Raw genomic sequence first — 11,659 nt, 5'->3', positions numbered from 1 at the left:
GAAACTTGTTATCCCGCATCCAGCGGATGGTGTCCAGGGGGCGTGCGGCACTTTCGTCAAAAGGGAGCCGGTATGGATCTGTACGAGCACCAAGCACGAGAACTCTTCGCGGACCACGGCATCGCGGTGCCGGAGGCCGAGGTGGTGGAGCTGGCCAGGGAGGCCAAACTCGCCGCCGAACGGCTCGGTGGCCGCGTGGTCGTCAAGGCTCAGGTGAAGACCGGAGGCCGGGGCAAGGCGGGCGGGGTGAAGCTCGCCGCCGACCCGGCGGCAGCCGAACTGACCGCCCGTCAGATGCTCGGCATGGATATCAAGGGCCACACAGTCAGGAAGGTGATGCTCGCCCGACCAGTGGATATCGAGGCCGAGTTCTACGTCTCGTACGTCCTCGACCGCGCGGCCGGGACCTTCCTCGCCATCGCCTCCGCAGAGGGCGGCATGGACATCGAGGAGGTCGCGGCCACCCGCCCGGAGGCGGTGGCCCGGATCCCCGTCGACCCGGCGGAAGGGGTCACGGAAGCCAAGGCCGCCGAGATCGCGACGGCCGCCGGACTACCGCCCGCCACCGTGCCCGTACTCCGGGCCCTCTGGCAGGTGCTGGTCCGCGAGGACGCTCTGCTGGTCGAAGTGAACCCTTTGGTACGCACTCCAGATGGGCTGATTCTCGCCCTCGACGGCAAGGTCACCCTTGACGACAACGCCCGCTTCAGGCAAGTGCGGTGGGGCGACGGCGAGCACGACCCGAACGGTGACCCGCTGGAGGCCGCGGCCGCCGCCAAGGGACTCAACTACGTCAAGCTCGACGGCGAGGTCGGCATCATCGGCAACGGCGCCGGCCTCGTCATGTCCACCCTCGACGTGGTCGCCGGCTGCGGCGCCCGCCCCGCCAACTTCCTCGACATCGGGGGAGGGGCGTCCGCCCAGGTGATGGCGGACGGTCTGTCCGTCATCCTCTCCGACCCGGCCGTGAACTCCGTCTTCGTCAATGTCTTCGGTGGCATCACGGCCTGCGACGCCGTCGCCGAAGGCATCGTCCAGGCGCTGGAATCGGTACGGCTGACCAAACCGCTCGTGGTACGCCTCGACGGCAACAGCGCCGCCCGCGGCCGCGCGATCCTCGCGGACCGCGCGCATCCGCTCGTACAGCAGGTCACCACGATGGACGGGGCGGCCCGGGAGGCCGCCGTACTGGCGAACGCCGGATAAGGAGAAGGACACCATGGCCATCTTCCTGACCAAGGAGAGCAAGGTCCTCGTCCAGGGCATGACCGGCGGCGAGGGCATGAAGCACACCCGGCGGATGCTCGCCGCCGGCACCGACATCGTCGGCGGCGTCAACCCGCGCAAGGCGGGCCGCAGCGTCGACTTCGACGACCGTGCCGTGCCCGTCTTCGGCTCCGTCCGCGAGGGCATGGCGGCGACCGGCGCCGATGTCACCGTCGTCTTCGTACCGCCGCCGTTCGCCAAGGCAGCCGTCATCGAGGCGGCGGACGCCGGGATCGGGCTCGCCGTCGTCATCACCGAGGGCATCCCCGTCCATGACGCCGTCGTCTTCCACGCGTACGCCAGGGAGCGCGGCACCCGTATCGTCGGCCCCAACTGCCCCGGACTGATCAGCCCCGGGCAGTCCAATGCCGGCATCATCCCGGCGGACATCGCCTCCAAGCCCGGCCGGATCGGCCTCGTCTCCAAGTCCGGCACCCTCACCTACCAGCTCATGTACGAGCTGAGGGAGATCGGCTTCTCCTCGGCGGTCGGCATCGGCGGCGACCCCGTCGTGGGCACCACCCACATCGACTGCCTGGCCGCGTTCGAGGACGACCCGGACACGGAGCTGATCGTGCTCATCGGAGAGATCGGCGGCGACGCGGAGGAACGCGCCGCGGCCTATGTCGCCGGGCATGTGACCAAACCCGTGATCGGCTACATCGCCGGATTCACCGCGCCCGAGGGCAAGACCATGGGGCACGCGGGAGCGATCGTCTCCGGCTCCTCCGGCACCGCGGAGGCCAAGAAGAAAGCCCTGGAGGCGGCCGGCGTACGGGTCGGCTCGACCCCCTCGGAGACCGCGCGGCTGGTGCTGGACCGCCTCGCGGCGTCGCGTGACGTCACTCATACTTGATGGCGAGTGCGTGCCACCACCCACCCGGCTCACTACCGTCCAGTAACAGCGATACGCCGCGGCGGCCACACCTCTGTGTGCTGCCGCCGCGGCGGCCGAGCCATGCACCTCCCGCCTCCTCAGAGCGGAGACCCTCAATGGCACCCACCCTCACTCACCACCTCACTCTCAAACCCGGCACGGCCTGGTCCGACGCGTGGCAGCGCTGTCTCGCCGTCGCCCCGGAGGCCTTCCACGACGACCGGGTGCGCAACCTCTGGGCGTCGCGATGGCAGTCCGACGGCCGCGCCCTGTCCGCCACCAGTCCGGTCGACGGCAGCCCCATCGCGGGGCCGCCCCGGCTGGACGGCGCCACCGCCCAGCAGGCGGTGCGCGCCTGTCTGGACGAGCACCGCGCCTGGCGACACGTACCGCTGGCGGAACGCAAGGCCCGCGTAACGGCCACGCTCGACGCGCTCGCCGAACACCGAGAGCTGCTCGCCCTTCTCCTCGTCTGGGAGATCGGCAAACCGTGGCGGCTCGCCCAGGCCGACGTCGACCGTGCGATCGACGGCGTGCGCTGGTACGTCGACGGCGTCGAACCGATGCTGGAGGGCCGGACCCCGCTGTCGGGACCGGTCTCCAACATCGCCAGCTGGAACTACCCGATGTCGGTCCTGGTCCACGCCATGCTCGTCCAGGCGCTGGCCGGCAACGCGGTGATCGCCAAGGCCCCGACCGACGGGGGAGTGGCCTGTCTGACCCTGGCCTGCGCGCTCGCCGTCCGCGAGGGCATCCCCGTCACCCTGGTCAGCGGCAGCGGCGGCGAACTCTCCGAGGCGCTCGTCCGCTCGCCGGAGATCGGCTGCGTCTCCTTCGTCGGGGGCCGGGACACCGGCGCCGGTATCGCCACGGCAGTCGCCGACCTGGGCAAACGCCATATCCTCGAACAGGAGGGACTCAACACCTGGGGCGTCTGGAACTACAGCGACTGGCCCGCGCTCACCGCCGTCATCCCCAAGCTGTTCGACTACGGGAAGCAGCGCTGTACGGCGTACCCGCGCTTCGTCGTCCAGCGCTCGCTCTTCGCGGACTTCCTCGCGGCATACCTCCCAGCCGTACGCTCCATCCGGCTGGGCCATCCGCTGGCGGTCCAGCTCCCCGAGGACCCGCTGCCCGAACTGGACTTCGGACCGCTCATCAACGCGGCCAAGGCCAAGGAGCTCGACGACCAGGTGTCCGAGGCGATCGACCGCGGCGCGGTCCCGCTGCACCAGGGCACGCTGGCCGACGGCCTCTTCCTCCCCGGCCAGGACACGAGCGCCTACCTGCCGCCCGTCACCCTGCTGGCCCCGCCCCCGTCCTCCCCGCTGCACCACGCGGAACCCTTCGGCCCGGTCGACACGATCGTCCTGGTCGATACGGAGGCGGAACTGCTGGCCGCGATGAACGCCTCGAACGGCGCCCTCGTCGCGACCCTGTCCACCGACGACCCGGCGACGTACGCCCGGCTCTCCCCCCAGATCCGCGCCTTCAAGGTCGGCCACGGAAAGCCCCGCTCGCGCGGCGACCGTGACGAGCTCTTCGGCGGCTTCGGCCACTCCTGGCGAGGCGCCTTCGTGGGCGGCGAGCTCTTCGTACGAGCCGTGACGGACGGCCCCCCGGGGGAGCGCCCGCCGGGCAACTTCCCCGATTACCACCTGATGCCGTAGGACACCCGTTTGCCGGAGGGCCACCGCGTCGAGCCCGGACTCGCCGCGGTGGCCCTCCCGACACCCACGCCGAGCGGCTACGGATCGCTGACCACCGGATATACGGGTGAGGACCGCCTCCATCCCCTGGTATCGTTGTCCATGTCGCCGCGGCCGAACGCCGCGGTACGACCACTCGTCCGGGTGGCGGAATGGCAGACGCGCTAGCTTGAGGTGCTAGTGCCCTTTATCGGGCGTGGGGGTTCAAGTCCCCCCTCGGACACCAGCGATTTCCCCACGGGGAGATGCGGCAGTGATCAGGTCCGGACAGAGGTTCGCCTCTATCCGGACCTGCTGCTTTCCGGGGTGACAATGAGCCTGGCAGGCGCTCACGGGTGCTGGGGCTCGTCGGCGTCGAGGCCGCGGTCGATGCCGTGGGAGACCACTCCTTGTCCGGGTTCGGGTTCGAGCCGCTGAAGCGGGGCGGGCGTCAGAAACCTTCCGATCGCGCCATGCGCGAGCGGAGCCTGCTGCCAGGCGAGTCCCATGATCTCTTCTCCCTGTCGTGCGGGGCATGTTGGTTGCTCTTACGTTCGGCCTGGGGTGCGCTTTCGCGAAGGCGGTCGAGAACCTTCGGCGTGCCGGACCTCCCGGCGGCCCTCAACCCCCCCCTCTCCGGACACGGACCGTGTCGGTCAGACGGACTTGACCTCGCCGCCGTCCATGCGCACGGTCGATCCGGTCATCCAGCGAGCCGCCGGTGAGACGAGGAACGCCATCAGCTCGGCGATCTCCTCCGGCCGGCCGAAGCGTGCGATGTCGGCTTCCTGCGGGAAGTTGGCCATGGCCTCCTCGACGGTCATGTCGTGGGCCGGCGCCCAGTGTTCGAGATAGGAGCGGCGGCGGCCGGTCATGACCGCGCCGGGCATGACGCTGTTGACCTGAACGCCGTCGGCGATGCCACGGTCGGAGAAGGCCTTCGCGAGGGCGGCAATCGCGGCGTTGATCGTGCCGACGGCCGCATAGGGCGCCTTGGGAAAGATGGCGGAGTTGCCCGACATCAGCACGACGGAACCCTTGGTCTCGGTCAGCGCCGGCCACGCCTCGATGGTCAGGCGCCGGGCACCGTGGAGCTTCAGGGCCATGCCCGCGTCCCACTGCTCGTCAGTCATCTCGAACAGATCGATCTGCGGCACCGCGCCGGCGATATTGACCAGGGCGTCGATCCGGCCGAACGCCCCGCGCGCTCTCTCGACCACTGTTCTGGCTGCCGAAGGCTCTGCGAGATCCAGGTCGATGACGAGGGTCTCGGCCCCGGCCGCCTGCACCTGGGAGGCGGTGTCCTCCAGATGGGACCGGTTGCGTGCGACGAGCACCACCGAGGAAAAGTCCCGCGCCAACCGGATCGCCGTGGAGCGACCGATACCCTGGCTGGCCCCGGTGACCACTGCTACGGAGCTGGACATGTGACGTCTCCTTCGCTGTTGACGACTCGTCGGCCCGGTGGTCTGCACGGGCTGACCGAGGACGCCGCGCGGATCACCGTGCCGGTGCGGTTCCTGGTCCAGTGGGACGACCAGTTGGTGCCGCGCGACCAGAGCCTGGCGTTGTGCTGATGGACTGCGAGACCCTGGTCACTCCCGACCAGGGCCAGCAGCTGCTGGTGCTCACCCCGGTGGATGCCGAGACCCGCGAGCGGCTGGAACTGCTGCGCGTACTCGGCAGTCAGGAATTTCCCACAGGGGCGACGGGCACGCCGACACGGTGAAGAAGCCGCCCCGCAGAGCACCGGCCGGGTACTCGCGGTGCCCGAAACGGCCGGCCAACCGCGGTTGCTCCCTCGGCGATCGGCCGTTGGGCTTCCCCGCGCTCAACCGGCCAACGCCCGGCCCCGCCGCGTCCGTTGGTGTCCGATCGCCCTCAGGCGCGCAGAGCGGCGTCGAGATCGCGAATGAACTCTCCTACGCGACCGCCTCCGGGAGGTGCGGCGGGAAAACGGCCGAGCACCGCGGTGACCGCCGCCGGTGCGTGATGACGCGCCCATTCAAGGGCTTCCGCAGCGACACGCTGGTCTTCCCCGGCTGCCAGCTCTTCCGCTCGTGCCGCATGGGCTGCCGCACCGAGAATGTGTTTCACCTGATGAGCGCTTGCCTTGGGATGAAGGTACGCGGCGCCGGCCGCGTGGCTCGCCGCTCGCGCCGCGTCGACCGCAGCGGGTGAAGCGGCTTCTTGTGCCGCTCTGTACGCCGCCCAGCCGCTCTGCCGCAGAGCGCCCGTGCGCCGGCCGCCCCCGGCGAACGTCTCCGCCGCGTCGATGGCGTCGCGAGGGCGCGTGTCATCAGGAAGATTCTCTTCGAAGATCGACAGCGCCCTGCGCGCACAATCAGCCGCGTAGCCCGCGACCTCACGAAGTTCGTGTTCGCTCAGCTCGATCTTGTCCGGCTCAGTTGTCACGGCTCAATCCTGCCGCAGGTCGCCAGTCGTCGCGGAGACCCGTCGGGAATCCCCATCGCCCTTTTCCGCGCGGCGCTCGGCCGACCGGACGAGTGGCCGGGTGATCTCTTGCTCGCGCTCGGCGCGGGGCTGGTGGCGGTTCCGCACAGCAGCAGGTGCGGAGCGAGGTCGGCCTCGCTCCGCACCTGCTCGGATCTCAGCGTCGGGTAGCCGACTTCCGATCCGGTGCCCTTGCCGCTCCGGCACCGCCCGTGATCACGAAGCCCGACCCCGGCTGGGTGACGATGTTGCCGTCAGCCGAGTTGGTTATGGTCACGTTGGTCAGCGTCGCCCCACCGCGAGCGCCGCTCATGGCCAGAATGCCGGCGCCGTTGTTGGACTTGTCGATCTTCACATTGTTGATCACTACGCCCGGCATGGTGCCGCCACCCGTCTTGAACTGGATGCCGTCGTAGGTCGAGTCGTAGATGTCGGTGTCCCGGATGGTGACCCCGGTGATGTCCCGGCTCGCCGCGAAGAGCGTGATGGCGCCGAACTCCTGGTCTTCGTTCCAGAAGGCGCCACCGGTGCGGTGGAGGGCGTTGTTGGCGATCAGGGTCTGCCCGGAGAAGGGCAGGGGGTCGTGGTCGGTCGCCAGCATGATGCCCGGGTAGTTCGCCGTGTCGTAGACCAGGTTGTTCTCGATCTTGTTGCCGTAACCGCCGTAGACCGCGATGCCGGTGGCCCGCCACGGCAGTTGGATGGTGTTGTTGACGAAGGAGTTGTCGTGCGCGACGTCGACCGTCGTGTCCTTGACGTACCGGTTCGCCCAGACCGCCAGGGAGTCGTCGCCGGTGGTGCGGAACGAGGAGTTGAACACCCGCGAGTTCCGCGCGCCGTTGGTGAGGTTGATGCCGTCGGCGTACGTGTTGCGGATACGCATCCCGGTGAACTCAAGCCCATCGGCAGGCCCCCACAGGGCCGGGATGTTGTCGTAGTCACGACCGGCCCAGACGCCCACGTTCGCGTGCTCGATCCACACGTTGGCGATCTTGGTGTTCTTGCCGAACCGCCCGTTCAGGCCCACCCCGCCCTCGGCGCCGCCCGGGCCGCCGCGGATGGTGCCGGAGCCGAAGATGGCGATGTCGGAGATCTGGGTGTTGTCGTCGATGTCGAAGCCGAAGTTGCCCTCGTGCGGGTGGTTGATGCTGCCCACCGCCTGGTGCGGCTCGGTCAGCGTGTAGAGCTGGGAGTGCCACATTCCCGCGCCGCGGATCGTGACGTTGCTGATGCCGACCTGGTTGTACTGACCCCGGTCCAGCGGGTCGTCGGTCAGGATTTTCTTCTCCTGCCGCCACTGCCCCGCCGGAATCCACACGCAGTCGATGACGTCCGTCTGGTTGTCCGTGACCGCCCGCTGGATCGCGGTCGTGTCGTCGATCCCGTCGTTGGGCACCGCCCCGTACGCCGTGATCGAGGTGCACTCGGCGGGCTTGCTCGTCGGCGGCGCCACCTGCTCCAGGTCGATCATGTCGATGATGTAGAAGGAGGCGTTGTCACCCGCGTCGCGCTGCAACTTGAACTTGGTGCCCGCCGGATAGGTCGTCGGCAGCAGCGAGTTCGACTCGTCGAACAGCCGCCGGGCGTCGGCCTGGGGCGTGTTCGTCAGCGCTTCGGGGCCGTCGGTGTCGCCGTACAGCCAGCTGTGCTTGGAGGTCAGCGTCAGCTTCTTGACGAAGGTGTCGTTGACGTAGAGGCCGATGGTGGCTTCCGCGCCGCCGCCGTTCGGCGCGTCGGGAACGGAGTTGCGCACCACGATCGAGTTCGACGGGTTGGTCGAGGTGAACTCGACGAACTGGCCCGTACTGTTCAGCCGCACCGACTTCCGGCCCGACGACTCGCTGGCGAAGTTGGTGTGCCCGAAGGTGCGCTCCGCGTCGGCCTCCAGCAGGGTGCCCTGGTACCTGGCGGCCTCCGCCTCGTACTCGACGTACGGGACCGCCGCACCGCGCCCGACCACGATCGAGCGTGAGAACGCGTTGTTGGTCTCGTTGGTCTCGGTGACGACGTTGGTCGCGTCCGCGGTGGCGACGATGGTGGCGCCGCCGTTGGTGGCGGTCCACGTGCCGTTGACGTTCACATTGGCCGTCGCGCCGGCCGCGATCGACGGGGTGTTGGTGTTGAGCGTGGTGCCGCCCACCCCCACGCGGGTGACCGTGGTGACGCCGGACGCGGTGGTCCCGCGGTTCTTCACCGCCACGGTGAACTGGACCGCCGCGCCGACGGCCGGATTCTGCGGGGTGGAGCTGATATCGAGCACCTGCAGGTCGGGGCCGGGACTCTGACCGACCACCAGCTGCGCGGTAGCGGTGAAGCTGTTGTTGTCGTTGTCCTGCTCGACGATCGTGTCGGTCGGGTCCACCACGGACGTGACCCTGTAGCTGCCCTCTGCCCGCTTCCCGACGGCGACCTGGACGGTGGCCGAGGCTCCCGCGGCGAGCCCGCTCACCGGGGCGCTGCCCGCGACGACTGCGCCCACGCTGACATTCACCGTGGTGGCGCCGGAGGCCGCTGTGCCCACATTGCGTACGGTCGCGCTCACCGTGGTCGCGTCGGTCTCCACCGGAGAGGCGGGGGTCCACGACAGCGCGCTGACCGTGAGGTCCGGGTTGGGTGCCGGGACTCCGATGACCTGGATCTCGGCGACCTGTCCGCCGGTCGCGCCGGTGTTGCTGAAGATCTGGAGCTGCACGTCGGCGGCGCGCCCGGTGACCGGGATCGTCACCGAGTTCTGGTTCGTCGACGGGTTGAAGGAGTAGTCGGCCCTGGCCTTCAGGGAAGTGAAGCCGGTGGCGCCCTGGGCGCGGCCGAGGACCTGGATGTTCTGAGTACGGGAACCCCACGCCGCGTCGGGGTTGAGCTTGACCACGACCGACGTGATGTCGGCTTCGGCTCCGAGCTTCACCGTCAGCGTCGACGGGTGCCCGGCGGACTCCCAGTACGTGGTGAGCTTGTCGTCGTTGGCGTTGGCCGCGACGAACGTGTGGACCGTCGACGACGCCTCGATCGGCTTGCCGCGGGCCAGATCGGAACCGTCCTCCGCGCCCGGGTCCTCACCCGGGTCCTCGCCGGGGTCCTCACCCTGCGGGCCGTAGATCCCGAACTCGGAGACCTGCGCGGCGGGCCAGCCCGTGTTGCCGGTGATGTTCAGCCGTACGTACCGGACGCTCGCGACGGGGAAGTCGATGGTGACGGTGTTGGCCGACGCCGGAGCGAAGGCCCGCCCCTGCGACGCGGAGAGGGTACTGAAGGTGGTCCCGTCGGTGCTGCCCTGGACGCTGAGGGCCTGGGTGCGCGCTTCCCACGTGGTCGGCAGCTTCAGCACCACTTGGTCGACGCTGACGGCGCTGCCGAGGTCGATCCGAATCCACTGCGGGAAGGAGTTGGACGGTCCCTCCCAGTACGTTGCCTGGCTGCCGTCGGTGACATTGGCGGCGGGATGACTCCCCTCGGATCCGCCGGCCAAGGCCGGCCTGCCCAGGGACAGGTTGGGACGTTCGGCCGCGGAGGCGGAGGCGGAGATGGGCAAGAGCCCGACGGCGATCAGGCCGGCCATGACTATGCCGGTGATCAGCCGCCGGATGGGCTGCTTCCGTTTCATCGGGTCCTCTGTTCGGTTGGAACGAGAGCGCGGGCGGCCCGCAGGACCGGGCCGAGCGGTGGGACCGGAGCAGGCAGGTCGGGCACCTGCCATGAAGTTGCAGAAAGATTCTTAGAAAATTGAGCCAGTTGCCCAGTTTTTTGCGAGTCAAAGGTTGCAATCATGTCACCGGTTTGTCAACGGTTTCCGCACGCCGATCGACCGGTTGGCGTGTCCCGGCCGGTCCGCGGGGGCGCGACATGATCATTTACGTGCGGTCGGGGACCGGGCTCGTACGCGTATCGGCCGATGGGCGATCTTTGTCCTCGCGGGTTCGGGCGGATCCCCGTGGGTCCGCGTTCTTCGCGTGGTTCGCACCGTCTGCTTGGTCCGGGCGGTCTGCTCGGTCCGCTCGCGAGGCGGCAAGGGGCTGTTGATCCGCCGCTGCGTCCTTCTGGCCGAACTCTCGTGGCGAGTGGCAAAGGGGCATCACAGGATGGCTGCTGGCGGATCGAGCCATGACGGCTGAATCGGCTCGCCGCGCCGTCCCCATCTTCTTTCCCGGCTCCGACGACGAGCCACAGCCTGTCAGGAGACACGATGCCTCTCGCCCGTAACGTGCCGCAGCAGTCCAAAGCCCTGGAGCGGAGGCCCCGCAAGGCGCCGTGCCCACGGCGGGGAACATGGGCGGTGGGGCTCGCGGCGGCGCTGTTTGCCGGCCCGCTGCTCGGTACTTCACCTGCCTGGGCGGGGGCCGAACCGGTCCCGGCATCGCGCGATGCGGCGGAGCTGATGCACGGGACCGCTCAAAGCGACGCCGGGGACGGCGGGCAGGGCGGCAGAGGCGGACGGCCCGTCTATGTCGTCAACCAGGGCTCGAACAGCGTGTCAGTGATCAATCCTGCCGGGGACATCGACACGGTCCGCGTCGGGCGCAGTCCGTTCGAGGTCGCTGTTGACGGCCGGCAACGACGCGCGTTCGTGGTCAATCATGGCTCGAACAATGTGTCGGTGATCAATACGAGCAGGAACAGGGTGACCGCCACCATCCCCGTAGGGAGCGGTCCGTTCGGGATCGCCGTCGACAGCCGGCGCAGCCGTGCCTACGTGGCCAACCGGGCCGCCGGGACGGTGTCGGTGATCAATACCGCCACCAACGCCGTGACCGCCACCATCGCGGTCGGCGGCAACCCGTTCGCGGTCGCTGTCGACCATGAGCGCGACCGGGCGTACGTCACCAACATGCTGTCCGGGACGGTGTCGGTGATCCGGACGGCCACCAATACGGTGATCGCCACCGTTCCCGTCGGCAGCACGCCCGCTGGAATCGCCGTGGACCGGGGCCGTGCGTACGTGACCAACCAGGGCTCGAACAGCGTGTCGGTGATCAATACGGCCGGAAACACCGTGACCGCCACCATCCCCGTCGGCGGTACTCCGTTCGGGGTGGCCATCGACGGCCGGCACCGCCGTGTGTACGTGGCCAACCAGGCATCAAACAATGTGTCGGTGATCGGAACCGCCACGAATACGGTGACCGGCACCATCCGCGTCGGCACCGCGCCCGTCGGAGTTGCCGTGGACGAGCGCAGCGACCGCGCTTACGTCACCAATCTTCTCTCCAACAACGCGTCAGTGATCAATACGGCCAGGAACAGGGTCATCCGCACCACCCGGGTCGGCACCGGCCCGACGGGCGTGGCGATCGGCTGCGGGCCCCACCACCGGAACGGGACCGACGAAGACGCCGCGGGTGCGCCTGCGGGCCGGCAGGAGCAGGCCGAACAGCGCTGA

8 protein-coding genes, 1 tRNA gene and 2 pseudogenes are annotated in these 11,659 nt (G+C 69.1%); 7 read left to right on the top strand and 4 right to left on the bottom strand.

The window, feature by feature from the left end; all coding sequences use genetic code 11:
• The first annotated feature begins 72 nt into the window (after window positions 1-72).
• From sucC to ACFVWW_RS05375, 4 genes are all read left to right on the top strand, one after another.
• Complete coding sequence (gene sucC / locus ACFVWW_RS05390) at window positions 73-1,206, top strand: ADP-forming succinate--CoA ligase subunit beta (protein WP_384181450.1); 1,134 nt, start codon at window positions 73-75, stop codon at window positions 1,204-1,206.
• Window positions 1,207-1,219: 13 nt separating this feature from the next.
• Window positions 1,220-2,122 (top strand): succinate--CoA ligase subunit alpha, encoded by a 903-nt coding sequence (gene sucD, locus ACFVWW_RS05385; RefSeq protein WP_384181452.1) that lies wholly within the window; start codon window positions 1,220-1,222, stop codon window positions 2,120-2,122.
• Between the two features lie 137 nt (window positions 2,123-2,259).
• Window positions 2,260-3,813 (top strand): aldehyde dehydrogenase family protein, encoded by a 1,554-nt coding sequence (locus tag ACFVWW_RS05380; RefSeq protein ID WP_386876057.1) that lies wholly within the window; start codon window positions 2,260-2,262, stop codon window positions 3,811-3,813.
• Window positions 3,814-3,990: 177 nt separating this feature from the next.
• Window positions 3,991-4,078, top strand: a tRNA-Leu gene (locus ACFVWW_RS05375).
• 103 nt (window positions 4,079-4,181) lie between these two features.
• On the opposite strand, the gene ACFVWW_RS05370 is transcribed toward ACFVWW_RS05375, so the two are convergent.
• Entirely contained in the window at window positions 4,182-4,340 is a 159-nt protein-coding gene (locus ACFVWW_RS05370) for a hypothetical protein (protein ID WP_386876055.1), read from the bottom strand.
• 147 nt (window positions 4,341-4,487) lie between these two features.
• The gene (locus ACFVWW_RS05365; protein ID WP_386876053.1) at window positions 4,488-5,258 is read right to left on the bottom strand and encodes an SDR family oxidoreductase; all 771 of its coding nucleotides are present in this window, start codon (window positions 5,256-5,258) and stop codon (window positions 4,488-4,490) included.
• Between the two features lie 57 nt (window positions 5,259-5,315).
• Between ACFVWW_RS05365 and ACFVWW_RS05360 the strand changes: the two are divergent.
• Both ACFVWW_RS05360 and ACFVWW_RS05355 read left to right on the top strand, forming a co-directional pair.
• Window positions 5,316-5,402: pseudogene (locus tag ACFVWW_RS05360) on the top strand (alpha/beta hydrolase); the annotation flags it as partial.
• Window positions 5,402-5,560: pseudogene (locus ACFVWW_RS05355) on the top strand (transcriptional regulator); the annotation flags it as partial. The pseudogenes ACFVWW_RS05360 and ACFVWW_RS05355, both read left to right, overlap by 1 nt.
• 152 nt (window positions 5,561-5,712) lie before the next feature.
• On the opposite strand, the gene ACFVWW_RS05350 reads toward ACFVWW_RS05355, so the two are convergent.
• Complete coding sequence (locus tag ACFVWW_RS05350; protein WP_386876051.1) at window positions 5,713-6,246, bottom strand: putative immunity protein; 534 nt, start codon at window positions 6,244-6,246, stop codon at window positions 5,713-5,715.
• 196 nt (window positions 6,247-6,442) lie between these two features.
• Complete coding sequence (locus tag ACFVWW_RS05345; RefSeq protein WP_386876049.1) at window positions 6,443-9,886, bottom strand: CARDB domain-containing protein; 3,444 nt, start codon at window positions 9,884-9,886, stop codon at window positions 6,443-6,445.
• Window positions 9,887-10,465: 579 nt separating this feature from the next.
• Between ACFVWW_RS05345 and ACFVWW_RS05340 the strand changes: the two genes are divergently transcribed.
• Window positions 10,466-11,659 carry a beta-propeller fold lactonase family protein gene (locus tag ACFVWW_RS05340; RefSeq protein WP_386876047.1) on the top strand — a complete coding sequence of 398 codons (1,194 nt, stop codon included), beginning with the start codon at window positions 10,466-10,468 and terminating at the stop codon, window positions 11,657-11,659.

This window comes from Streptomyces sp. NPDC058198, from assembly GCF_042882605.1.
Classification (GTDB): Bacteria; Actinomycetota; Actinomycetes; order Streptomycetales; family Streptomycetaceae; genus Streptomyces.
The sequence above is the reverse complement of the archived record's forward strand: the minus strand, read 5'-3'. Positions and strand labels throughout refer to the sequence as shown.